This is a genomic window from Sporanaerobacter sp. (assembly GCF_047830725.1).
Lineage (GTDB): Bacteria > Bacillota > Clostridia > Tissierellales > Sporanaerobacteraceae > Sporanaerobacter.
The window spans coordinates 1,409,665-1,433,151 of sequence record NZ_CP181252.1 but is presented as its reverse complement, the minus strand read 5'-3'; the positions used below and the strand labels follow the sequence as shown (position 1 = coordinate 1,433,151).

The 23,487-nt window shown below is 31.1% G+C and carries 23 protein-coding genes and 1 other annotated feature; of the genes, 2 read left to right on the top strand and 21 right to left on the bottom strand.

Annotation, left to right across the window (positions count from 1 at the left end; genetic code table 11):
* Positions 1-59 precede the first annotated feature (59 nt).
* From ACFWUA_RS06895 to ACFWUA_RS06845, 11 genes are all read right to left on the bottom strand, one after another.
* Positions 60-920 (bottom strand): DUF1002 domain-containing protein, encoded by an 861-nt coding sequence (locus ACFWUA_RS06895; RefSeq protein ID WP_416197323.1) that lies wholly within the window; start codon positions 918-920, stop codon positions 60-62.
* Positions 921-1,002: 82 nt separating this feature from the next.
* Positions 1,003-1,161 carry a hypothetical protein gene (locus tag ACFWUA_RS06890; protein WP_416197322.1) on the bottom strand — a complete coding sequence of 53 codons (159 nt, stop codon included), beginning with the start codon at positions 1,159-1,161 and terminating at the stop codon, positions 1,003-1,005.
* A gap of 167 nt (positions 1,162-1,328) precedes the next feature.
* Positions 1,329-2,057 (bottom strand): LytR/AlgR family response regulator transcription factor, encoded by a 729-nt coding sequence (locus tag ACFWUA_RS06885; protein ID WP_416197321.1) that lies wholly within the window; start codon positions 2,055-2,057, stop codon positions 1,329-1,331.
* Between the two features lie 16 nt (positions 2,058-2,073).
* Positions 2,074-2,196 (bottom strand): cyclic lactone autoinducer peptide, encoded by a 123-nt coding sequence (locus ACFWUA_RS06880; RefSeq protein ID WP_416197320.1) that lies wholly within the window; start codon positions 2,194-2,196, stop codon positions 2,074-2,076.
* Positions 2,197-2,829, bottom strand: coding sequence for an accessory gene regulator ArgB-like protein (locus ACFWUA_RS06875; protein ID WP_416197319.1), 633 nt, complete (start codon positions 2,827-2,829; stop codon positions 2,197-2,199). It lies immediately after the preceding gene.
* Positions 2,822-4,159: a sensor histidine kinase gene (locus tag ACFWUA_RS06870; protein ID WP_416197318.1), complete on the bottom strand. Its 1,338-nt coding sequence runs from the start codon at positions 4,157-4,159 to the stop codon at positions 2,822-2,824. Before ACFWUA_RS06870 ends, ACFWUA_RS06875 begins: the two co-directional genes overlap by 8 nt.
* 221 nt (positions 4,160-4,380) lie before the next feature.
* A complete protein-coding gene (locus ACFWUA_RS06865; RefSeq protein WP_416197317.1) occupies positions 4,381-6,108 on the bottom strand; it encodes a proline--tRNA ligase in 1,728 nt (575 codons plus the stop codon).
* A gap of 49 nt (positions 6,109-6,157) precedes the next feature.
* Positions 6,158-6,371: a binding site (T-box leader), on the bottom strand.
* Positions 6,372-6,430: 59 nt separating this feature from the next.
* Positions 6,431-6,904 (bottom strand): 2-C-methyl-D-erythritol 2,4-cyclodiphosphate synthase, encoded by a 474-nt coding sequence (ispF, locus tag ACFWUA_RS06860; RefSeq protein ID WP_416197316.1) that lies wholly within the window; start codon positions 6,902-6,904, stop codon positions 6,431-6,433.
* Positions 6,905-6,914: 10 nt separating this feature from the next.
* Complete coding sequence (gene ispD / locus ACFWUA_RS06855) at positions 6,915-7,655, bottom strand: 2-C-methyl-D-erythritol 4-phosphate cytidylyltransferase (RefSeq protein ID WP_416197315.1); 741 nt, start codon at positions 7,653-7,655, stop codon at positions 6,915-6,917.
* A 106-nt stretch (positions 7,656-7,761) separates the two neighbouring features.
* A complete protein-coding gene (locus tag ACFWUA_RS06850) occupies positions 7,762-8,859 on the bottom strand; it encodes a PIN/TRAM domain-containing protein (RefSeq protein WP_416197314.1) in 1,098 nt (365 codons plus the stop codon).
* 191 nt (positions 8,860-9,050) lie between these two features.
* Complete coding sequence (locus ACFWUA_RS06845) at positions 9,051-9,539, bottom strand: CarD family transcriptional regulator (RefSeq protein WP_416197313.1); 489 nt, start codon at positions 9,537-9,539, stop codon at positions 9,051-9,053.
* A gap of 227 nt (positions 9,540-9,766) precedes the next feature.
* On the opposite strand from ACFWUA_RS06845, the gene ACFWUA_RS06840 reads away from it, so the two are divergent.
* The gene (locus ACFWUA_RS06840; protein ID WP_416197312.1) at positions 9,767-10,183 is read left to right on the top strand and encodes a DUF1573 domain-containing protein; all 417 of its coding nucleotides are present in this window, start codon (positions 9,767-9,769) and stop codon (positions 10,181-10,183) included.
* An 80-nt stretch (positions 10,184-10,263) separates the two neighbouring features.
* On the opposite strand, the gene disA is transcribed toward ACFWUA_RS06840, so the two are convergent.
* The 7 genes from disA to fusA all read right to left on the bottom strand — a co-directional run bounded on the left by disA (position 10,264) and on the right by fusA (position 19,448).
* Complete coding sequence (gene disA / locus ACFWUA_RS06835) at positions 10,264-11,334, bottom strand: DNA integrity scanning diadenylate cyclase DisA (RefSeq protein ID WP_416197311.1); 1,071 nt, start codon at positions 11,332-11,334, stop codon at positions 10,264-10,266.
* Between the two features lie 3 nt (positions 11,335-11,337).
* Complete coding sequence (gene radA, locus ACFWUA_RS06830) at positions 11,338-12,696, bottom strand: DNA repair protein RadA (RefSeq protein WP_416197310.1); 1,359 nt, start codon at positions 12,694-12,696, stop codon at positions 11,338-11,340.
* A gap of 71 nt (positions 12,697-12,767) precedes the next feature.
* Positions 12,768-15,200 (bottom strand): ATP-dependent Clp protease ATP-binding subunit, encoded by a 2,433-nt coding sequence (locus ACFWUA_RS06825; protein ID WP_416197309.1) that lies wholly within the window; start codon positions 15,198-15,200, stop codon positions 12,768-12,770.
* Between the two features lie 15 nt (positions 15,201-15,215).
* Complete coding sequence (locus ACFWUA_RS06820; RefSeq protein WP_416197308.1) at positions 15,216-16,229, bottom strand: protein arginine kinase; 1,014 nt, start codon at positions 16,227-16,229, stop codon at positions 15,216-15,218.
* A gap of 14 nt (positions 16,230-16,243) precedes the next feature.
* Positions 16,244-16,693, bottom strand: coding sequence for a UvrB/UvrC motif-containing protein (locus tag ACFWUA_RS06815; RefSeq protein ID WP_416197307.1), 450 nt, complete (start codon positions 16,691-16,693; stop codon positions 16,244-16,246).
* A gap of 68 nt (positions 16,694-16,761) precedes the next feature.
* A complete protein-coding gene (locus ACFWUA_RS06810; protein WP_072745007.1) occupies positions 16,762-17,220 on the bottom strand; it encodes a CtsR family transcriptional regulator in 459 nt (152 codons plus the stop codon).
* A 200-nt stretch (positions 17,221-17,420) separates the two neighbouring features.
* Complete coding sequence (gene fusA, locus ACFWUA_RS06805; RefSeq protein WP_416197306.1) at positions 17,421-19,448, bottom strand: elongation factor G; 2,028 nt, start codon at positions 19,446-19,448, stop codon at positions 17,421-17,423.
* A 268-nt stretch (positions 19,449-19,716) separates the two neighbouring features.
* Here fusA and hisC point away from each other — a divergent pair, with 268 nt between their 5' ends.
* Positions 19,717-20,799 carry a histidinol-phosphate transaminase gene (gene hisC, locus ACFWUA_RS06800; protein ID WP_416197305.1) on the top strand — a complete coding sequence of 361 codons (1,083 nt, stop codon included), beginning with the start codon at positions 19,717-19,719 and terminating at the stop codon, positions 20,797-20,799.
* Positions 20,800-20,878: 79 nt separating this feature from the next.
* Here the strand turns inward: hisC and ACFWUA_RS06795 are convergent, their stop codons facing one another.
* The 3 genes from ACFWUA_RS06795 to ACFWUA_RS06785 form a co-directional block, all read right to left on the bottom strand.
* Positions 20,879-21,262, bottom strand: a complete 384-nt coding sequence (locus tag ACFWUA_RS06795; protein WP_416197304.1) for a hypothetical protein — start codon at positions 21,260-21,262, stop codon at positions 20,879-20,881.
* A gap of 341 nt (positions 21,263-21,603) precedes the next feature.
* The gene (locus ACFWUA_RS06790) at positions 21,604-22,230 is read right to left on the bottom strand and encodes a hypothetical protein (RefSeq protein ID WP_416197303.1); all 627 of its coding nucleotides are present in this window, start codon (positions 22,228-22,230) and stop codon (positions 21,604-21,606) included.
* A gap of 1,048 nt (positions 22,231-23,278) precedes the next feature.
* Positions 23,279-23,482 (bottom strand): hypothetical protein, encoded by a 204-nt coding sequence (locus ACFWUA_RS06785; RefSeq protein ID WP_416197302.1) that lies wholly within the window; start codon positions 23,480-23,482, stop codon positions 23,279-23,281.
* Positions 23,483-23,487 lie beyond the last annotated feature (5 nt).

Sequence of the window (23,487 nt, the reverse complement as noted above, 5' to 3'; positions counted from 1 at the left end):
TAGTCTACCAATCTATTATATACTACCTATATATGAGCATCAAGAAATAAGAACTCTCATTATCCAAAAAGCTTACTAAAAAGTTGTCCAAAATAGTCAATAATCCTATTCAATAAAGACTTTATTTCTTCATTCTGCTTTGAAATCTTATCTATTTTCCCTGATATATCTTTAAGTTGAGTTCTTATATCATTTAAATCTAAATTTAATTTTGCAATTCTCTTCATGAGAGCAACAACTTCATCTGTCTGTTCATCTGTCAATTCTACACCCAATTCTTTTGCTGCTGCCTGTACTGCTCTTCTTATATCTTTCTTGCTTCTTATATTGTTTGCAACCACATTTATTTTTATGTTTTCAATCAATTCGCTAGCCTTTTCTTGACCTATTTCATTTCCAAGCATTGCAGTTTTAGCTATTTCTTCACTAGCAACTTCTTTTTCTTTTTTGGTTAAACTTTCTCCCGTAATATCTTCAAAAGCCTTCATGATTCCTGTAAGAGCAGCAGTTCCTGAAACTTTCACAGGACTTGCGACAATTACCTTTGCATCTTTTATTCCTGCAGTAATCAAGGCATTTTTATACATATCTTCTGTAACCCAAGTTATATTGTGAGTTTCTACAGTTATACCTTCTCCTTCTTTTAATTTTTCTACATAAGCACATGATAAAGCTCTAGTCCCTAAAAGTTTAGCATCTATATATTTCCCTAAATACTGTCTTTCTTCTTCATTGGTCACTTCTACTATTTCTATATCTTTATCCACACCAAAATAACTTAATATCTGATTTTTTTGAGAGTCTGTCAAGTTTTTACCTATACTTACAACTCTATCTGTAGTAGATACTCCATCTGCAATTGCAAAACTAGAAAACAATAAAATAAACACCATTAAAATAGAAGTTATTCTTTCAAACATGATATCACCTCGAATTTGTTTTTATAATACCATATATCATAGAATAACTTATTATTACAAATTTTACAAGGGCAAAATCGCTTTAAATCACTCTTTCAGAAAAGTTTTCCAAAAATTCTTCTTTTACTTTAGTATTTTTTATATATTCTTCTTCGCTTATGAGGCCTTCCTTTTTCAAGGAATCCAGCATGAATATGACTATAATACAAAGATCCTTTAATTCATTTTTTATAAGACCCATAAACACACACTCCTTCAGCAATTTAACTTTAACTTAACTTTAATTTTCTATAAAAATATTAAAAACCCTCCAGCTTTTCACAACTGTCCTATTTTCATGTTTAACCAGCCACCTTTCATGTAAAATTAGGCACAAAAATAGTACGCCAATATTGGCGTACTATTTTTTTACAATATCCATTTTTTTAACTCTTCTTTAAATTTCCCATATCCTGTTCTGCTCATGTATGCTACCTTATGACTATTTAAAAACTTAATTTCATATGTTCTTTCCCCAACCTCTTTTATTTTATCTATTTTGTCTTTATTTACAATATAAGACTTGTGAACTCGCAAAAAATTATTTCCTAATTTTTTCTCCAATTCCTGCAAAGTATCTTGAACAGAATAAAAATTTTTCCCATCATGTATAAAAGTCTTTCTATTAGCCTTTTCTATATATGATATATCATCTACTGGTACAAAAAGCATCTCATGGCCATTTTTGACTACAATTTTCTCAATACCTCTTTTCCCATCCATGAAATTTTTTTCTAGGTTTCTAGTTAAAGTCACTATGGTTTCTATAAGTCTCTTGACATTTATAGGTTTCAAAATATAGTCATAAGGATGTACTTCAAAAGCAGATACTGCATACTTAGAATGTCCAGTGACAAAAACCATTTTTGTTTCAGGACTAATCTTTTGAATCATTCTACCTACTTCCAAACCATTTAAATCATCGCCTTCAAGTTCCATATCAAGAATAGCTATTTGTGGATTTTGAGCTATAACTATATCTACAGCATCTCTACTATTTGATGTATCAAATACTTCAGATTCAGTAGAATTTTCCAGTATGATTTTTTTGATAAATTTTCGAGTATAGACCTCGTCTTCTAAAACAAGAAATTTCATTAAAAATCATCCACTCCTACTTCTTTAGACAATTAGGCACATCTGGTTCATAAAAAATAAACACGCTAGCAGCATTAGCTCCTGTAGAAGCAACTATCCCTAATATTGATGCGAAAATAGAAAGAATACCTTTAATCATTTATTTCACCTCCTCAGTTTTTATAAATATTTTATTTAAAAAATTGTCTATTTCATTTATCGTCCAGTATCCAAAAGGAGTCATAAATAAAAGACTTTCAAAGGCTCCCAATGTAATAGCTGGAATATAGGTGTCTTTCCCGTGCTTGTCCAAAAATATTATAAGTATTAGCCAAGATATTAAAACAACAGTAGTTTTAATTTTTTGCTTTTTTATTTTCTCTTTTTCTTTTATAGGTTTTTTCTTGGTATCAGCAGGAATCCATTTAAGAATAGCTGCCACTCCTAAAGCCAATGTTATATAAAAAAGTATCTCATGAACAATTAAAACTTTGTCTAAAGAAGCTATTTCCCCTGAAATCAAAAAATTTACAACTCCAAAACTTAAACATCGCAAATAAGTACTAAAATGTACCCCTCCACCAAAATGACGAAAAATAGCAAAAGATACAATACAAAACATAGTATATTGAAAAATTCCTAAAAAGAAAGATAGTATAGCTATGACTAAAAATTTAATGACAGAATTCAAGATTATTTCCAAGCCATAAGCCCAAATTTCAACATCTTGTTTGCTTCCATCTAGTTTTTTAGCTAATTTAGTTGAAATTTTTAAAGCAAAATCTCTATTCACTTACTTCACCTTCTTTACATAGAAACATTATTTGAAAAACAGTATTTTCTTGACAATATACCTCTATAGTACCACCATATTTTTCTATAAGATTCTTGGTCAAAAACAATCCATATCCTCTTCCTACTGAACCTTTGGTAGTATATCCTGGCTCAAATATTTTATCTATTTCTACTTCAGATATCTTTTCTCCATTGTTAGACACTTCAAGAACATATTTGTCATATACATAATTGATTGCCAATACTACTTGTCTGTCATTTTTTTTCTTCATGACAATTTCAAAGGCATTGTCCAAGAGATTTCCCAATACACTACATAAATCCCAAGAACTTATCTTCAGTTTACTTAAGATGCAATTTATGGAAAATCCAAAATCTATATTGTTTATTTCTGCTACTTTTCTCTTTTCATTTATGAGAGCTGTCAAGGCCATATTCCCCACATATATGATATCATCTGTTCGACTATAGTTTTGGCTTAAACCATCAATATATTCCTTTGCAGATTGTATCTCATCTAAATAAATCATAGATTGAATGGTCTGAATATGTCTTTTATGTTCATGATTTTGAGTTCTCAACACATTGTACAAGCCTTCTATTTGTTTGAGATGAGTTTTTAAAAAATTCATTTCAATCTTATTTTCTATATCATCCCCAAGACCTTTTATAGATAGCAAAACAAAAATAGTTTGTATGCTAATAGCATAGTTTATAAAAATATACTGTTTACCTAAACCATAAAATTTATAAAACAAATAAAATGTCTGATTTATAACTAAAATAAGAATTCCTTGCATGAGTATTGTAAATAATACCAATATTGATTTATCTTTTAACAAAGTTTTTTCATCATTTTCATACATTTTTAAGTCGAATATGTAAATCTTTTTTTTATCTATATATACATATAATTCAACCATCAATATCCCACAAGGAACAAAATAAACCACATTTAGCCATGGATTTTGCATTAAACTTTCTGTATCACTTTTAAATATTGCAAATAAAATTGGAACTATTAAACTTTGTAATAATCCATTTATCAAAGAACTAGTTGAAATACAAATAAAAGAATATGTAAATTTTATTTGTAAAATCATTTTTATTAAAATTAAAGAAGATAATATAAATATAGCTGTGTGAATCCCATAAATCGTAGCATTTTTTCTCGTAAAATATACAATTATAGAAACTATACATGATATCAAAAAAAATTTTCTAATATCCACATCTAAATTAAATAGTTTAAATCCAAGTATCAAAGTAAGAAACATCTCAGGAATAGACTGAAATAGTACAACATACCAAGGTATTGAATACAACATAGACTTTCCACCTACAATCAATATTAAATTCAATATCAATATTCTACATTGTAAACAAATATCCTCTATATTTTTATGCTTATCATACAACTTTTTTCGTCAATATACTGCTTTTTTCGATAAATATAATACCAACACACATTAAATTTCTTAATTTTTTTAATTTCCTTCAACGAATTCTAACTGTCCAACGCAAAATAAATTAGGGCGTTAAAAACGCCCTAATTTATTTTTAATCCTTCTCTTTCAAACTCTTCTTCAATTTTACCCAATATTTCATCTACATGTATTTCGATTTTGTCATCACTACTTCTTAAAGAATATTCTACAATATTCTCACCTGCTTTTTTACCTACAGTTATTCTGATAGGAATTCCTATTAAATCTCTATCTTTAAATTTGACTCCTGCTCTCTCATTTCTATCATCTATTAATACTTCTAATCCTCTTTCTTTTAAAGAAGAGTATATCTTTTCTCCTAAATTTATTTGTTCTTCGCTTTTTATATTCACTACAGTTACAATCACATGATATGGGGCCACAACTAATGGCCATATGATTCCATTTTCGTCATGATATTGTTCTACTATAGCTGACATGCTTCTAGAAACTCCTATACCATAAGAACCCATAACAAATGGCTTTTCTTTGCCATTTTCATCTAAATAAGTAGCACCTAAACTTTCACTATATTTAGTTCCTAATTGAAATATATTCCCTACTTCTATTCCTCTATCCATCTTAAGTATCTTTCCACATTTTGGACAAATATCGCCCTTTTCAATCAGCAACAAATCTTTTACAACTTCACCTTTGAAATCTCTTCCATAGTTTACATTCTTGATATGATAATCTGTTTCATTAGCTCCTACTATAAAGTTTTTCATCTTGGTTATTCTTTCATCTATCAATAGTTTTACTTTTTCTTTTAATCCTATAGGCCCTGCAAATCCAACTTCTGCTCCTGTAATTCTTTTAACAGTTTCTTCATCTGCCAATTCCAATTCATGTTCTGCTATGCCCAAGTAATTGCACAATTTTACTTCATTTAATTCTCTATTGCCTGGCAAAACCACTACAACAACTTCGTCTTTAGCCTTATATACTAACGTTTTAGCAAATCCATCTTTTCCTCTATTGAAAAAAGAAGCTACATCCTCTATTGTCTTTGCATTTGGTGTATGAACTTTTTCCCAATCTAGTTCTTCTTTGTCCTGTTCTCCAATATTATAGACCACTTGAGCTTTTTCATCTGTAGCAGCATAGTCACAATTGTCACAATATGCAATTAAGCCCTCTCCAACTTCTGACATAGCCATGAACTCATGGGACACCTTTCCTCCCATAGCCCCTGTATCTCCCTGAACAACTTTGTAGTATAATTTTAGTCTATCGAAAACTTTTTCATAAGCTTTCCACATGATTTTGTAAGACTCTTCTAGTCCTTCTAGATCTTTATCATAGCTATAAGCATCTTTCATGATAAATTCTCTACTTCGTATGAGACCAAATCTTGGCCTCTTTTCATCCCTATATTTAGTTTGAATTTGATACAAATTCAAGGGAAGTTGTTTATAAGACTTCACTTCATCTTTTATAAGATTTGTAAAATATTCTTCATGAGTTGGTCCTAAACAAAATTCTCTGTCATTCCTATCCCTCAATTTGAACATTTCAGGACCAAAATTATCCCATCTGCCACTAGCTTCCCACAATTCTTTAGGCTGTATGGCAGACATCAAAAGTTCCTGTGAACCTGCAGCATCCATTTCTTCTCTAACTATTTGCTCTATTTTTCTTATAACTCTATACCCAAGAGGCAAATATGAATAAACCCCAGAAACTAATTTTCTCATCATCCCTGCTCTTAAAAGCAATTGGTGACTAGGTATTTCAGCCTCAGATGGCACTTCTCTTAAAGTTGGTAAATACAATTTAGACATTCTCATCTCTAATTCCTCCTTTAACTTTTTGGGAATAAAAAAACCTCCATCTCAAAATAGAGACGAAGGTATGCTTCGCGGTACCACTCTAATAGATTTAACATTTTAAATCCACTCGAAAGTTATAACGGAACTACCGTTTAGACCTACTTCTTTTCAATCTAAAAACTCAGGGACGGGTTCAATATAAAGAGGGTCAGAAATCTTCCACCTTATGATTTCCTCTCTTTTGACCATTCATATTTACTATTTCCCTTCACTGTAATGTATTAAATTAATTTAATTATTAATATAATACTAAAAAAAGATTTTTATGTCAAATAAAAATTTAATTTTTATTCAAAATACATACGCAATGAGCAGATATTCCTTCCTCTCTTCCTTCAAATCCAAGCCATTCTGTAGTAGTAGCTTTTATACTTATGTTGTCTATAGATATATTTAAAACTCTTCCTATGTTTTCTCTCATATTATGTATATAAGGTGCAAATTTAGGTCTTTGAGCCACTACTATACAGTCTATATTTCCAATTTCATACCCATTACTCAACATTATATCATAAACTTTCTCAAGAAGAACCATGCTAGATATATCCTTATATGCAATGTCTGTATCCGGAAAATGTTTTCCAATATCCCCCAAAGCCATTGCTCCTAAAATACTATCCATAATAGCATGAATTAAGACATCTGCATCTGAGTGACCTAATAGTCCCTTTTCATGAGGAATTTCTACTCCTCCCACAATTAATTTTCTTCCTTCTACCAGTTTATGAACATCATATCCTATACCTATTCTCATACAAACCACCCTATCTACCTTCAAATACAAAATTTCTTTTCTTAAAAATAATTTCTTTGCCTTTCAGCATGGATTCCGCAACTATTAAATCATCCGGAGTAGTAATCTTTATATTCTCATAAGAACCCATAATCATCTTTACATCAACTCCAATCCTCTCCACAAGCATACTATCATCAGTTCCAGTAAAATCGTCATCTAAAGCAGCTTTATAAGCTTGCATAATGATATGTCTTAAAAAACATTGGGGGGTTTGAGCTGCCCATATTTGACTTCTATCAGGAGTATTCATTACATCATTGTTGTCACTCACTATTTTTATAGTGTCTTTGACAGGTACTCCTACAACACAAGCTCCATATTTAATTACTCCTTCAATGCCATCTTCAATATTCTTAACTTTTATAAAAGGTCTTGCTCCATCGTGAATTAAAACTATTTCACACTCTTTATCTAAAGCCAGCAATCCATTATATACAGAATCTTGTCTTTCTTTTCCACCCTTAACAACCTTACTAACCTTTTTGAAATCATATTTTTTAACAATTTCTTTTTTGCAATATTCAATTTCGTCCTCTTTAGCCACTATAATTATCTCATCTACATATTTGCACATTTCAAATTTTTCCAGTGTATGAGCTAATACAGGCTTATTATCAATAAAAATAAATTGCTTATTTATTCTACTTCTCATTCTGTTGCTCATGCCTGCAGCAGCTACTACAACTGAAACAAAATTGTTTTCATACATATTTTTCACCTCTTAGTCATTATAGCATATTGAAAAATATTCAGAAATAGATTTGCGAAAATATGTTATCCTAAAAACAAAAAATATTAGGGTCTAAAACTAGACCCTAAACCGCTCTATCTACTACTGATTTTGGTTTAGCAAATATCATTCTCCCAGCAGAAGTTTGCAACACACTAGTCACTAAAACATCAATAGTCTCCCCAATATGTTTTTTACCACCTTCCACTACTATCATAGTTCCATCATCAAGATATGCAAGACCTTGACCTATTTCCTTTCCATCTCGTATCACTTGCACTACCATTTCTTCTCCTGGCAAAACTACTGGTTTAATAGCATTGGCAAGTTCATTTATATTTAGAACTTCTATTCCCTGCACTTCTGCTACTTTATTTAAATTGTAATCATTTGTAATAACTTTTCCTTTCATCTGCTGAGCAAGCTTTAAAAGTTTTGAATCCACTTCTTGTACTTCTTCAATCTTTTTATCACAAATAACAACTTCTATATCTAATTCTTTTTGAATTTTATTTAAAATATCAAGTCCTCTTCTTCCTCTATTTCTCTTTAGAGAATCTGATGAATCTGCAATACGTTGAAGTTCTTCAAGAACAAATTCGGGTATTATAAGAGGTCCTTCTACAAAACCAGTCTTACATATATCAGCTATTCTTCCATCTATTATAACACTAGTATCCAATATTTTAGGTGATGACTTGCTATTAGCCTTTACCTTTTCTTTGCTAGCATTTTTCTTAAAACCATTTAATGAATTTGTAAAATCATCCCTATTCCTAGTTGGAATCTTAATACCCAAATATCCAAATATCAAATACAATACAATAGAAACTATAACTCCTAAATAAGGGACTTTTATGTTATAAAACGGTTGACTTAAAAGATATGCTATAATTAACCCCACTATCAAGCCAACAGAACCTAAAATAATATCAGATGCAGGTCTGTTTTGAATTTCCACTTCTAAAAAATAAATGAACTTTTGTATGCCCTTTATGAAATACGATGATAAAAAAAAGAAAATAATTCCAGAAATAGCCATTATAATGACGAAAACAAAAAATGCAAAAAGTCCACCATCTGCTAATCTCAAAACTCCAATGTTTTTTAATCCAGCTGTAATCCCATATCCAATTAGAACTCCTATTAAAGATATTACAAATTTAGCAATTTTATCAACCATAAATTCACCTCCTCCTTAATATTATATATTTCCATAATAATAAATTATATAACAAAAAATTATAATTATATGATTTTTTAAATCTAGGACAGGAACTGCCCAAAGTTAAACCTACGAAAGACGCATAAGACTTAATTCCTAGAAAATGTTCTAGGAAACAGTAAAAACCCACTTATATGAGTGGTGGTAATTCACAGTGAAGGGCAATTTATGGCTTCATCTATTAGCGTTTCTGTTTGCTGTCTATCTATTCCCTTTGCCAGCACTAATTCGCTTACAAGCATTTGCTTAGCACTATTTAACATTTTTCTCTCACCCGTTGACAACCCTTTTTCAGCATCTCTTATCATGAGATTTCTAACTACTGACGCTATTTCATAAATATCCCCACTTTTTATTTTATCCATATTTAATCTGTAGCGTCTATTCCAGTTTTGAGGCATTTTAGTCTTACTTCCTTTTAGCACTTCAAATACTTGCTCTATTTCTTCGTCATCTATTATCTCTCTTATACCTATTTCTTTTACATTATCTACAGGAACCATTACTTTCATATCTCCAATAGGCATTTTCATTATATAGTATTTTCTTTTTCTTCCTAATATTTCTTTTTCTTCAATAGCCACAATTACACCTGCACCATGCATAGGATAAACAATTTTGTCTCCTATATTAAACATAACAAAACCTCCCAATATAATTCTCACTACTATAATAGTATACAATAATAGGGAATGAATGTCAAATTTATTATTTTACCACATAGCATGATATCTTGTCAACTCAAAGTTACTTCAATAATTTTCTTCTCAAACCATTTAATAAAATATAAGAATTATTTGACAATGACTTGTCCACATAAGTATAATAAAAATATAAATTAAATAATTTGACTGGGGTGGGAGAAATGGACAAAAATATTGAAAACATAGATACAAATATAAACTGTAATGCTTTTCAAGAAATGACATCTAATGTACTAATAAGACACAAAAGCATTTTAGATATAATCACTAAACTAGATGAATACAACGCTAGAATTAACAGAGCTGTAATTAAATCCGTCACTTCTTGTGGCTGTATTTCAATAGATGCAAAAAAACAAGAATACAATAGTGAATCTTTGGAAGAACTCAAAAAATCACTAAAAAGCCATTTAGAAGGAGAGCTATGTGAAGTTTGTAGTGAAAAAATAGAAGAAGAAATAGGTTCTTACTTGTTCTATTTAGCAGCTCTTTGTGACACATTAGGAATGAATTTGTCCGATATATTTAATAATGAATACAACAATCTCAAAACTCTAGGAATATATAATCTTAAATAAAAAAATTTTTTATATAAAAAACAAAACTTTCACATGGGTTATAAAATTAAGAGCTAAATTGGAACTTCCCAGTTTAGCTCTCATATTATGTGTCTATCTAAAAATATTTGTTCTTGAAATCTCCTTAAAGCTTCCTTGATAGTCCTAGCTCTCACTTCACCTATACCTTCAACTAAATCCAATTCTTTTGTTGAAGCCTTCAATATTTTTTGAAAACTCCCAAACATCTTTACCAAATTTTCCAATACTCCTATTGGAAGTCTTGGTATTTTACCTAATATCCTATATCCTTTAGGATAAATGCTTGTATCTAATGCTGAAATTCCACCATCATAGCCCATTGTCCTAGCTATGGTATAAAAGTCTAAAAGTTCCTCTGAAGAAAGTTCTCTTATGGATTTTCTTATTTCGTCATGAGATTTATTTGGCCAATTTGAATAGTCTTTTATGATATTTATTCCATCTTCCACCACTCCACTCATAAGCTCATCTAATTGCATACTTATAAGTCTTCCTTCATTTCCCAGTTCCAAAATATATCTTTCTATTTCATCTGATATTCTCATGACCATTTCCAATCTCTGAATAACTTTAACCATATCATACACTGTAACCAAATCTTCAAACTCTAAGGCAGTCAAATTCCCCATATCTTGATTTAATACATTTTTGTATTTTTCCAATGTTTGTATAGCTTGATTTGCTTTATCTAGTATTTCGCTAGATTCTCTTAATACATATTTGTTGTTTCCTTTATATAAAGTAATGATATTTCTTCTTTGAGAAATAGCTATAACCAACGTGTCCGTTTGCTTTGCCACTCTTTCTGCTGTTCTATGGCGTATACCTGTTTCTCTTGATAAAATAGACTGATCTGGAATGAGTTGAGCATTGGCATAAAGTATTTTTTTGCAGTCACTGCTGAGTATTATAGCTCCATCCATCTTTGCCAGTTCATAAAGATAGGCAGGTGTAAAATCACTATTTATATTAAAACCTCCATCAACAATTTTTAAGACCTCTTCATTATCTCCTACTACTATCAAAGCACCTGTTTTAGCTCTGACTACACTTTCAAGTCCTTCTCTTAAAAGAGTTCCTGGTGCTACTATTCTCATAGATTTATACATGTCTTTTTGGGAATCTTTCATAATCTATCCTCCTAAAACAATTTCCAATGCTTCCTCTACACTGCCAACGCCAATTACATCTATGCCTTCTATCTTGTTTAAATCCTTAATATTTATACTAGGTATTATAGCTCTATCGAAACCAAGTTTCGAAGCTTCATAAATTCTCTTATCTATAAAGCTTATTCTTCTAACTTCGCCCGTAAGCCCCACTTCTCCCATGATAACAGTATTTGAATCTATATATATGTCTCTATAGCTTGAAGCTATAGAAGCTATAATTCCTAAATCTATAGCTGGTTCTTTTGTTTGAAGACCTCCTGCAATATTTATATAAACATCATTGTCTTGCATATTATACCCTATCTTTTTCTCAAGAACTGCAACCATCAGAACAACTCTATTATAATCTATTCCCATAGCTGTTCTTCTAGGCATGCCAAAGGCTGTGGAGCTAACTAGGGACTGTACTTCCACAAGCATAGGCCTTGTACCCTCCATACTAGGCACTACAACAGTTCCAGAAGAATTTTCTGGTCTTCCCGAAAGTAGAACTTCCGATGGATTTTTTACTTCTACCAATCCTACATCTCTCATTTCAAACATTCCTATTTCATTGGTAGAACCAAATCTATTTTTAACAGCTCTAAGTATTCTATAGCTTTGATACATTTCACCTTCAAAATATAGTACTGTATCTACCATATGTTCCAAAACTCTAGGCCCTGCTATAGACCCTTCTTTAGTTACATGCCCAACAATAAAAGTAGCAATGCCTTTTCCTTTAGCTATTTTCATCAATATATGAGTAGCCTCTCTTACTTGACTAACACTTCCAGGAGCTGAAGCTATTTCACCATTGTATACCGTCTGAATAGAATCTATAATTAACACATCTGGCAGTATTTTCTCTATTACATTTCTTATTATATCCAAATTTGTTTCTGATAAAATATATAATTCATTAGATTTTAAATTTAATCTTTCAGCTCTCATTTTCACTTGCTTAGGCGACTCTTCCCCAGATACATACAAAATTTTTAGTCCTTTATTTGAAAGATGATTTGCCACCTGTATCAATAGAGTAGATTTCCCTATTCCAGGGTCCCCTCCAACCAATATTAGTGAACCCTTGACTATTCCTCCTCCCAAAACCCTGTCTAGTTCTTCCATATCTGTTTTTATTCTATCTTCTTCATCTATTTCAACATCTATAAGCTTTTCTACAGATACACCTCCTTGTACTATGTTTACTTTGTCCTTTTTTTCATATATTTCTTCTACAAAACTATTCCATTCGTTGCAGGATGGGCATTTACCCAGCCATTTAAAAGTTTCATATCCGCAATTTTGACACACAAATTTAGTTTTAGTCTTCCCCATAGCACCACTCCTCATCAATTGCTATCAACTATATCCTACTATATTTCTTCTATAAATAAAAGAACCTATATCTAAGATACAGGTTCTTTATTAAATAAGAGTTTATCATCTTTAAAGTCAATGAATATATTGTCATCTCTAGACACATTGCCTTTTAGTATTTCTTCTGCCAATTGATCTTCTATCATCTTGGTTATAGTTCTTTCTAGAGGTCTAGCTCCATAAACTGGATCAAATCCTTTTTTACTAATATATTTTTTAGTATCTTCACTAACATTGATACTTATATCCATCTTCTTAAGTCTCTTTTCTAAATCTTTTATCATGATATCTACAATTTCACTTATATTTTCTTCGCTCAAAGGATGGAATACAATAATCTCGTCAACTCTATTTAAAAACTCAGGTCTAAATGTTCGTTTCAATTCCTCTGTAACATTTTCTTTTATTTTTTCATATTCTTCTTTTTCTTCTTCTTTTCCAGATGAAAATCCTAATACATTTTGCTTTTTAAGAGTCGTAGCTCCTACATTAGATGTCATAATTATAACTGTATTTTTAAAATCTACAGTTCTTCCCTTGGAATCTGTAAGTCTTCCATCATCTAATATTTGAAGCAATGCATTGAATACATCTGGATGTGCTTTTTCTATTTCGTCAAATAAAACTACAGAATATGGTCTTCTTCTAACCAATTCTGTCAATTGACCTCCTTCATCATATCCTACATATCCTGGTGGAGAACCAATAAGTTTAGACACAGAATGCTTTTCCATATATTCAGACATATCTATACGTATCATAGCATCTTCATCACCAAATAATGCTTCCGCCAGTGCCTTTGCAAGATAAGTTTTCCCAACTCCAGTTGGCCCTACAAATATAAAAGTTCCTACAGGCTTTTTAGGATCCTTAAGACCTACTCTAGCCCTTCTTACAGCACTTGCTACCGCCTCAACAGCTTGATTTTGACCTATAACTCTTTCATGAAGTATTTCTTCTAAATTTAGAAGCTTTTGACTTTCTTCAGTAGTCATCTTTGTTACAGGCACACCTGTCCAATTTGATACAACCTTAGCTATTTCTTCGTATTTAACTTCCAAAGTTGTAGATTTCTTTTCTTGCTCCCATCTAACCTTTTCATTCCTTAATTCTTCCTTAAATTCCTTTTCCCTATCCCTTATTTTAGCAGCCTTTTCGTAATTTTGAGTATTTATAGCCTCTTCCTTTTCCTTAGCCAATTCTTCAAGCTTTTCTTCAATTGTCTTTAAATCTTCAGGTACTGTAATAGACTTTAATCTCACCATAGAAGCAGCTTCATCTATTAAATCTATAGCCTTATCTGGTAAAAATCTATCTGTAATATATCTGTTTGAAAGCTCTGCTGCTGCACGAATAGCTTCATCTGTAATATTAACTCTATGATGAGCTTCATATCTGTCTCTTAAGCCTTCTAAAATCTTTATAGTATCTTCCACAGTAGGTTCTTCTACCATGATAGGTTGAAGTCTTCTTTCTAGTGCTGAATCTTTTTCAATATATTTTCTATACTCATCTATAGTAGTTGCACCAATAACTTGAAGTTCTCCTCTTGCAAGAACAGGTTTCAATATATTTGAAGCATCTATAGCTCCTTCTGCTGCACCTGCTCCAACTATTGTATGCAATTCATCTATAAATAAAATTACATTTCCAGATTCATTTATCTCTTTCATTACAGCCTTAAGTCTTTCCTCAAACTCTCCTCTGTACTTAGCTCCTGCAAGCATACTTGGCAAATCCAACGCAACAACCCTTTTATCTTTAATTATTTCTGGCACTTCGCCCTCTACAATTTTTTGTGCCAAACCTTCAGCTATAGCAGTTTTTCCTACTCCAGGTTCTCCAATCAAACAAGGATTGTTTTTGGTCCTTCTACTTAACACCTGTATAACTCTTTCAATCTCTTTTGTTCTACCTATAACAGGATCTATTTTGCCTTCTTTAGCCAAAACATTTAAATCTCTACTGTATTTATCTAAATTTGGTGTAGTACCTTCTGTTTCACCTTGGCTAGATTTTGAATAATTTTCTTTTAGCATTTCTATGACATTTGATTTAAGTCTTTCAATATCAACTCCAAGATTTCTTAAAACAGCTATTGCTACACCTTCTCCTTCTCCAATAAGACCTAAAAGTATATGCTCTGTACCAATATAATTGTTTCCTAAATTTCTAGCCTCTAAAAAACTTAACTCAAATACCTTTTTAGTTCTAGGAGTAAAACCCAATATTTCAGTCTCATAATTCCCGTATCCAACCATATTTACTACTTGTTGTCTAGATGTCTCTAAATCTACTCCTTCATTAGCTAATGCCTTAGCTGCAATACCTTCACCTTCAGCAATAAGACCTAGTAGCAAATGTTCAGTTCCTACATAATTGTGTTTAAATCTCTGTGCTTCTTCTTGAGCCAATAGTATAGATTTTTGTGCTCTTTCTGTAAACCTGCCAAACATCGCCATTATATTCCTCCTCTTCTAAATTCTTTCCCTTATCAATTCGGCTCTCTTTATATCTCTATTTTCTGCAGTCAAATCAGTTCCGAAATATTTTTGTAGACTTGCAGGCTGAATAAGTATCATTAATTTATTTATCTCTTTAGATTGTATATCTTTAATTATACCCATTTCTATTCCCATTTTTACATCCGAAAGAAGAGACATTGCTTCTTTAGATGAAAGAATTCTTGAATATTTAAGAGTACCCATAGATCTAAATACCTTATCTTCTATTTCAATTTGCCTTGTATTAAGCAATTTATTTCTAACTTCTCTTTCTTTATCTGCTATTTGAATAATGACATTCTTAAGCTTTTGAATAATTTCCTCTTCTGTTTCTCCTAATGTAGTTTGATTAGATATTTGAAAAATATTTCCCAAAGCACTAGTTCCTTCTCCATAAAGCCCTCTAACGGTAAGTCCTATTTGGCTTAATGCTTGATAAATATTGTTCATATATCCTGTAAAAACTAGCGAAGGCAAATGTATCATAACAGAAGCTCTCATACCGGTTCCTGTGTTTGTAGGACAAGAAGTAAGATAACCAAATTTTTCGTCAAAAGCGAAATCCAAACTTTCTTCAAGAATATCATCTATATTGTTAGCTGTGCTCCACAATTCTTCCAAATTTAATCCTGATGAAAGACATTGTATTCTTAGATGATCTTCTTCATTAATCATAATAGTGACGCTTTCATCATTTTTTAAAAGAAAACTAGCCTTTTCTTGATTTTGTACAAGATTTGGGCTAATTAAATGTTCTTCTATAAATACATTCTTTTCTAAAACAGAAAGATCATTTAATCTATAAAATTTATAATCATTAAAGCTATCAGTTTTTTTTGCTACATTTAATATTTTTAAACTTATATCTTCTGCTTCTTGTCTACTCATTATTTGAGGAAATTTGAAATTTTCTAAGTTCCTAGCAATTCTCACTCGACTACTAATGACCACGTCATTTTCTGCTCCACTGTCATCTAGCCATCTCATAATTTTTATCACCTCTAATTACTTTCAATTTGTTTTTGAAGAGATTTTATTTTATCTCTAACTTCTGCAGCCTTCTCAAACTCTTCATTTTTAATTAAAACATCTAACTGACTCTTAAGTTTACTAATTTCCTTTTTTATACCAATAGCTCCTCCAGCTCTTTTAGGTATTTTACCTATATGGGTATCATGTCCATGAACTTCTTTTAACAGTGGTATAAGTTTTGATTTAAAAGACTCATAACAATGAGAACAACCAAATTTACCTGATTGTTTGAAACTTGAATAACTCATACCGCATACATCACATTTTATATCAACAGTTTCTTCTTTAAGTGGCTCTCCTTGTATATTATCTATAAGCCCTGTTAAGAATTTATGAAACGAAAAAGTTGTATCAAAATCAAATTCTTTATGTTTCTTTGCACATTCATCACAAAGATGAAGTTCAGTTATATCTTCCATTAACTATTTTTGTAAAATGCATAGTCGCAGGATTTTTCCCACATTCTTGGCATAGCATAATATCACTCCTATTCTTTCAACAAAATCAATAACATATTCTTTAAAATATTAGCCCTCAGTACATTCCTGTCAGTAGCAGGAGAAAGCGATCTATCTCCAACAGCTACTTTCATCAGATTTCCTTCTCTTTCTGTTATAATGCCCTCTTCCATAAGACTATTTATTATACTATAGGCTTTTGTTTTGGTGATAGAATCTCCTATGGCATTTACAATCAAATTATTTATATTATCATCATCATCTATTCCTACCTTTACAATTTTTATATACCCACCTCCGCCCCTTCTACTCTCAACATAATACCCCATATATGGAGTAAATCTAGTTGTAAGCACATAGTTGATTTGAGAAGGAGCGCAATCAAAATAATCAGCCAATTCATTTCTCTGAATTTCCACAATACCATCTTCAGTTTCTTCTAAAAGTTCCTTTATAAATTCTTCTATTATATTGCTCAATCTTGGCATTTTTACACCTCTCTTTTGACTTTGACTTTCTTTGTCCTTCTAAATAGATTTTTACTTATATTCATACATTTTTCAATAGGCATTTAAAGGTATAAAAGAAGGTACCATGAAAATACATGATGTTTCTTCATATATTCTCTTGATACCTTACTATTTCTCTATTTTTCTCAATAAACTTTTCTTCTTATTTTCAACTATTTTTATTCTTTTTCAGCTTTTGCTTCTTCTATTATTTTTTCGCTTATATTTGATGGAACTTCTTCATATCTTGCAAATTCCATTCTAAAACTTCCTCTAGCTTGAGTCATACTTCTAAGATCAATAGCGTATTTAAACATTTCTGCCATGGGAGCTTCAGCCATAACAAGTTGTAAGCCATCTTCTTGTTGTTCCATTCCAAGGATTCTTCCTCTACGTTTGTTCATATCTCCCATTATATCTCCCATATACTCTTCTGGTATAAGTATTTCTACCTTCATGATTGGTTCTAAAAGAACAGGTTTTGCTGCCTCCATACCCTTCTTAAATGCAAGAGATGCAGCTATCTTAAATGCCATTTCGTTTGAATCTACTGGATGATATGAACCATCAAACAACACAGCTTTTATATTAACTACAGGATATCCTGCCAATACTCCATGTTCTAAACATTCTCTAATACCTTTTTCAACTGCTGGTATATATTGCTTTGGTACAGAACCCCCAAATATTTCTTCTTCAAACACAAATTCTTCTTCACATGGCTCAAATCTCATGTGAACATCTCCATACTGACCTGCTCCACCTGATTGTTTCTTGTGCTTACCTTGAACGCTGGCAGTTCCTTTTATAGTTTCTCTATAAGCAATCTTTGGATCTGTAAGATTTACCTCTACTCCAAAAGTATTTTTAAGTTTATTCACAATAACAGCAAGTTGCATATTTCCTTGACCGCCAATTAATTGTTGCTTAGTCTCACTATTCCTTTCAACTACAAAAGTAGGATCTTCCTCTGTAAGTCTTTGCAATGATGAACCAATTTTGTCTTCATCGCCTTTTGATTTTGGTTCCACAGCTAAAAACAAACAAGGTTCTGGATACTCAATCTTTTCAAATTGTATAATATTTGCCTTATCGCAAATTGTATCTCCAGTTTGAGTTATTTGTAATTTTGAAGTAGCACCAATATCTCCAGCTAAAATTTCAGATACTTCAATTTGATTCTTACCTCTAAGTACAAATAATCCTCCCAATTTTTCACTATCATCTTTGTTTGGATTGTATATTTCTTGATCTTTCGTTATTTTACCCGATAGCACTTTAAATACGGAAAGTTTCCCAACAAATGGGTCAACAATAGTTTTAAATACAAGAGCAGAAAAAGGTTCTTTTGAATCAACTTTTCTCTCTATTTTTTCTTCTCCTCTATATCCAATATTGGGCCCAACTTCATTTGGTGCAGGAACAAATCTCTTAACCATGTCTAGCAATACTTCAACACCTATAGCTTTTTCAGCACAACCTACTATCACTGGAACAAGATCACAATTCATAACAGCTAATTTTAACCCTTTTTCAAATTCTTCTTTTGTAAAGTCTTCTCCTTCAAAATATTTTTCCATCAGTTCTTCATCTGTCTCTGCAACTTTTTCTTTAAGCATTTCTCTTATTGAGCTAGCTTCATCTGCAAGTTCTGCTGGAATCTGTCCCTCATCTATTATATCAACTAGTCCCTTAAAGTTTTCTGCCTCACCTATTGGCAATGTAAATGGCACTATTTTATCTCCAAAATTTTCTTTCAATTGATCTAATACTTTTTCAAAACTAACGTTTTCCTTATCCATTTTATTCAAAAATATCATTTTAGGAATTTTATGTTTTTCTGTGTACTGCCAAGCTTTTTCAGTTCCTACTTCTACTCCAGCTGAAGCATCTACCAATATAATTGCTGCTTCGCTTGCACGTAATGCTCCATACATCTCCCCTGCAAAATCAAAATATCCAGGTGTATCTAAAAAATTGTATTTTATATTTTTCCACTCAGTAGGAATTACAGAAGCCCCAATAGATACTTTTCTAGCTATTTCTTCTTTGTCAAAATCTGAAACTGTATTTCCGTCTTCAACTCTGCCTTGTCTTTTTGTCACTCCTGTAACAAATAAAATTGCTTCTGTCAATGTTGTCTTGCCACTACTTCCATGTCCTATTAAAGCTACATTCCTGATTTGATCTGTTTGATATACTTTCATTATATCTTTCCCCCTTAGCCAGTCTATTATTTTTTATCAATTCTAAATATTCTACAAAGATTTTAAAATTCCTTTTAAAACCTTATAATCAATTTAAAATTTAATATTTCCCTAGAAAACCAATTTATGCAGGAAAAATAAATATCTAGTATTAATTTGAATTATATCATGAATTCCACAATTATCCTAGTGATTTTTGAACTTGCCTATAGATGATAGTACTGTTATACTAAAAGATGGATAATAATATTTGAAGGGAGCTGGTTTTATGAATATATCATATAGAGAGGAACTTAAAGGGCTATCACCTTACAAACCAGGAAAACCTATTGATGACGTAAAAAGGGAATATGGTCTAGAAGAAGTTATTAAACTAGCATCAAATGAAAATCCTCTTGGTTGTTCAGAAAAAGCAAAAGAAGCTGTGAAAGCTGCATGTGAAAATCTATCTATTTATCCTGATGGCAATGCAACTTTACTTAAAGAAGCATTAGCTAAAAAATATAATATTAGTACTGATGAAATACTACCAAGTAGCGGCTCCGATGAAATGATTGATCTAATTGCCAAAACATTTATAAACAAAGGCGACGAAATAATAATGGCAGATATTACCTTCCCAAGATATATAGCTACTACAAAGATGATGGGTGGAATCCCTAAAATAGTACCTCTTAAAAACTATACTTATGATTTGGATGGAATGCTAAAGGCTATAACTGATAAAACAAAACTTATTTGGCTATGTAATCCAAACAATCCTACAGGAACTATGGTTTCTGAAAAGGACATCATAAACTTCTTTGACAAAGTTCCAGAAAATGTTGTGATAGCTTATGATGAAGCCTATAGAGAATATGTGACACGAGAAGATTATCCAATGGATAGTATTAAATTTGTGAAAACCTATCCAAATGTATTGGTTATGAGAACCTTTTCCAAAGCTTATGGCCTAGCTGGCATAAGAGTTGCTTACACTGTTGCCAACAAAGAAATAGTGGAAAATATAAATAAAGTAAGAGGACCTTTCAATGTAAACTCTCTAGCTCAAGTGGCTGCTATTGCAGCATTGGAAGATGAGGAATTCCTTCAAAAATGTTTTGATGTGAATGTTGAAGGGAAAAAATACTTATATGATGAATTTGAAAAAATGGGGCTTTTCTTCCCTCCTTCTGAAACTAATCATATATTTGTAGATGTTAAAAAGAATGGAAATGAAGTTTTTGTGGAAATGCAGAAAAGAGGAGTTATTATAAGACCTATGGAAGGAAATTTCATTAGAGTTTCCATAGGGACTATGGAAGAAAATAAGAAGTTTATTGAAGTACTTAAGGAAGTTTTAAACAATTAGTTCATAAGCCAAGGAAATCCTTGGCTTATCTTTTTGTAGAAACTTTACAATTGGAAATTTCATTTAAGCTATTTTATATCTAGTCTAAATCAATAGAATCAATATCAGGTATAGGTCTGCCTTCTTTTCTTATTTCATTTCTTATCCACTTGCCATCTATTTTTTCAGAGTATCTTGCCACATTTGTTCCATCTCCTTCTTTATAAAGAACTACAACTTTATCCCGATCTTTATTGATTAAAAAAATAGGTACAAGTAAACCAATGGGGGAATTTTCTAACTCATCAAACTCTGTTGATATATCATTGCCAAAATTAGTTGTGTCAGAAAATTTTATTATTTCAAAATCATCAGGATCTATAGAAAAAGATGTAGAACTTCTTACATTATCTCCCGCAAAACTATTTAAAAGATCTTCATGGGCATCTTGTAAACGAATTTCTACTTTTAAATTTGAGATCAAAATCTTTCAACTGATAATCTGCCGTTGTAAAGCTAAAACTTGGAATTCCCTTTCATAAGATGTCCAAGTACTGTTGATGAAAATAAAGGTTCTGACCTTAAATGGAAATTATTCGCTCTTCTTTGATGGAAAATTCTTGATTAGCCAAATAATTTAATATTTCTGCTACTAATTCCCTTGATGGATCAAAACAAACTTCTCCATTTGATATATATTCTATAAAATTTTCTTTTGTTTTTACTTTTTTTGAATTATTTTTTCTTAACTTTCTCCTGTTTTTAAATACTCAAAATTGCTAAATGAATATCCTATAAGCATGTAAAATGTTTTTCTAACTATCTTTAATAAATATTTGCATATGCAGTATATGTTGCTCCTCTTGCGGCATCAGAAGCTTGATTTTTAAGAACAACATAATAGTATTCCATTCCATCTGTAAATGCTCTTACTTCATATTTTTTTGTATCATGATTATATTCAGCAGCTATAGTTCCACCATATCTTCCATCTTTGTAATAAAAATCTGCATCAAATACTCCGTCTGCATCAGCATCAAAATCTCCTTGTTTAAAATAATACTTAGTATATGTGGAATTCTTTGTTCCACTCCAATTTCCTGTAAAAGGATAGTTTGGAGCTTCTTTAGTTGGTGCACTTGTAGCCATTAACTCTATTTCCTTCGATGTTTTGGGCTCATATTTTAACATACCAGTTTTAGCTTCTAATTTTGAACCTGTTTCTTTATATATTTGTTCAGAAACCTTTTTTTGCTCCTCTACAAATGATAGTTGCTTTACAAATTTCCCTTTTTTAATAATCAGTTTTGCACCATTCCCAATTTCAACTATAGTAGGTTGATTTTCCTCTTCTTTAATTGTATCTGATTGTTCGGCAAATGATAGTACCCCAAATAGCATTGTCAATACTAATGTTAATATGATAATTATCGTTTTTTTAAACATTTTCATCTTCCAAATCTCCCTTCATTTATAGTACATGCCTATAAGATATCTTCAAACAGTAAAACTAAAATTTCTAATCTTTGTAATTTTTGTCCCCTTGCACCCTAACCCAAAAAGGAGTCTTACAAAAAACTTCATCATTGTCATACAAAAACTCCTTGAATTTTTCTACAAATATTCTAAAATAAAATCCTTAATTTCATCAATTGTAGATCTTGCTTCATATTCATAGAAATAGGATTTTAACTTATTTCATACATTTTCTTGTGGATTCAACATTGGTGAATAAGAAGAATGTAGAATAAATCTCATAATACATATTGTCCCAAATTGATTTTACTGTAACATTACTGCTACACCTATTTTTTTAGTTTCATAAAAAATCCTCTTCATTATTATTTAGTTTCTTATCTATATAACGTACGAGAAAAAAACGGGGACACGTTTTTTTATTATTTTGAAATATTTTCTGCAATTTTTAGAATCTCATCTCTATTTAAGTTCCCTAGGATATGGCATTCAATACCGTCCTGATACTATATTAAGTAAGTTATTTTGTCAGTTTGCCATATATACGCTTGAGAGCCTTTAAAAGTAAGCGTCAAATCCACCCCACATTTTAAAGGAATACTTTCTATGAGATTAATACCTTTAAACATCACTAAAGGTTACCGTAGGTAAAGCAACTATTGAAGTAATCAAAGGATTAAATCCAGATACTTTTAGAGATATTATGAGGATACTTTCACAATGTTAAACATAAATCTCATTGTAAAAGCTAAAATGCCAAACATTGTTTTAAAGGGTAGTTTTGTATCACCTTCTTTGTTGGCATATGTAATGGATTTCTTCAAGTAGATGGATATCCAGCATACGACGCTGCAGAAAATGTAACCTTAGTCGGGTGTTTTGTTCTTACAAGAAGAGTTAGATACTCTTCTCCTTGGTCAGATTCAATTCCACAAGAATGTAAAATTCCTAACAAAGAATAAGTATAATGTATAGTCTTCATCTTTAATATTATTTTTTTCTACATAATACTTTTCATATTTTTCTAGAGCAATCTTTTCAAAAGGTGTTTTGTAATCATCTGATACTTTAAAAGCTCATACTTCCCACTGACTTTTTTAGCTATTCCAAGTATATCTTCCTCTGATACATTTTTTGTACTTGTATTTATACTTATAGCTATTGCAGATACTAAAATTGCTGTAATAACTAAAACACTTACAAGTATCACTTTATGTCTTTTCCCCATAATTT

What these genes read in the sequence shown, in the direction of transcription:
- ACFWUA_RS06895 (WP_416197323.1), bottom strand. Translation starts at nt 920, where the DNA reads ATGTTTGAAAGAATAACTTCTATTTTAATGGTGTTTATTTTATTGTTT.
- ACFWUA_RS06890 (WP_416197322.1), bottom strand. Translation starts at nt 1,161, where the DNA reads ATGGGTCTTATAAAAAATGAATTAAAGGATCTTTGTATTATAGTCATA.
- ACFWUA_RS06885 (WP_416197321.1), bottom strand. Translation starts at nt 2,057, where the DNA reads ATGAAATTTCTTGTTTTAGAAGACGAGGTCTATACTCGAAAATTTATC.
- ACFWUA_RS06880 (WP_416197320.1), bottom strand. Translation starts at nt 2,196, where the DNA reads ATGATTAAAGGTATTCTTTCTATTTTCGCATCAATATTAGGGATAGTT.
- ACFWUA_RS06870 (WP_416197318.1), bottom strand. Translation starts at nt 4,159, where the DNA reads ATGTTGTATTCAATACCTTGGTATGTTGTACTATTTCAGTCTATTCCT.
- ACFWUA_RS06865 (WP_416197317.1), bottom strand. Translation starts at nt 6,108, where the DNA reads ATGAGAATGTCTAAATTGTATTTACCAACTTTAAGAGAAGTGCCATCT.
- ispF (WP_416197316.1), bottom strand. Translation starts at nt 6,904, where the DNA reads ATGAGAATAGGTATAGGATATGATGTTCATAAACTGGTAGAAGGAAGA.
- ispD (WP_416197315.1), bottom strand. Translation starts at nt 7,655, where the DNA reads ATGTATGAAAACAATTTTGTTTCAGTTGTAGTAGCTGCTGCAGGCATG.
- ACFWUA_RS06850 (WP_416197314.1), bottom strand. Translation starts at nt 8,859, where the DNA reads ATGGTTGATAAAATTGCTAAATTTGTAATATCTTTAATAGGAGTTCTA.
- ACFWUA_RS06845 (WP_416197313.1), bottom strand. Translation starts at nt 9,539, where the DNA reads ATGTTTAATATAGGAGACAAAATTGTTTATCCTATGCATGGTGCAGGT.
- ACFWUA_RS06840 (WP_416197312.1), top strand. Translation starts at nt 9,767, where the DNA reads ATGGACAAAAATATTGAAAACATAGATACAAATATAAACTGTAATGCT.
- disA (WP_416197311.1), bottom strand. Translation starts at nt 11,334, where the DNA reads ATGAAAGATTCCCAAAAAGACATGTATAAATCTATGAGAATAGTAGCA.
- radA (WP_416197310.1), bottom strand. Translation starts at nt 12,696, where the DNA reads ATGGGGAAGACTAAAACTAAATTTGTGTGTCAAAATTGCGGATATGAA.
- ACFWUA_RS06825 (WP_416197309.1), bottom strand. Translation starts at nt 15,200, where the DNA reads ATGGCGATGTTTGGCAGGTTTACAGAAAGAGCACAAAAATCTATACTA.
- ACFWUA_RS06820 (WP_416197308.1), bottom strand. Translation starts at nt 16,229, where the DNA reads ATGAGATGGCTAGATGACAGTGGAGCAGAAAATGACGTGGTCATTAGT.
- ACFWUA_RS06815 (WP_416197307.1), bottom strand. Translation starts at nt 16,693, where the DNA reads ATGGAAGATATAACTGAACTTCATCTTTGTGATGAATGTGCAAAGAAA.
- ACFWUA_RS06810 (WP_072745007.1), bottom strand. Translation starts at nt 17,220, where the DNA reads ATGCCAAGATTGAGCAATATAATAGAAGAATTTATAAAGGAACTTTTA.
- fusA (WP_416197306.1), bottom strand. Translation starts at nt 19,448, where the DNA reads ATGAAAGTATATCAAACAGATCAAATCAGGAATGTAGCTTTAATAGGA.
- hisC (WP_416197305.1), top strand. Translation starts at nt 19,717, where the DNA reads ATGAATATATCATATAGAGAGGAACTTAAAGGGCTATCACCTTACAAA.
- ACFWUA_RS06790 (WP_416197303.1), bottom strand. Translation starts at nt 22,230, where the DNA reads ATGAAAATGTTTAAAAAAACGATAATTATCATATTAACATTAGTATTG.
- ACFWUA_RS06785 (WP_416197302.1), bottom strand. Translation starts at nt 23,482, where the DNA reads ATGGGGAAAAGACATAAAGTGATACTTGTAAGTGTTTTAGTTATTACA.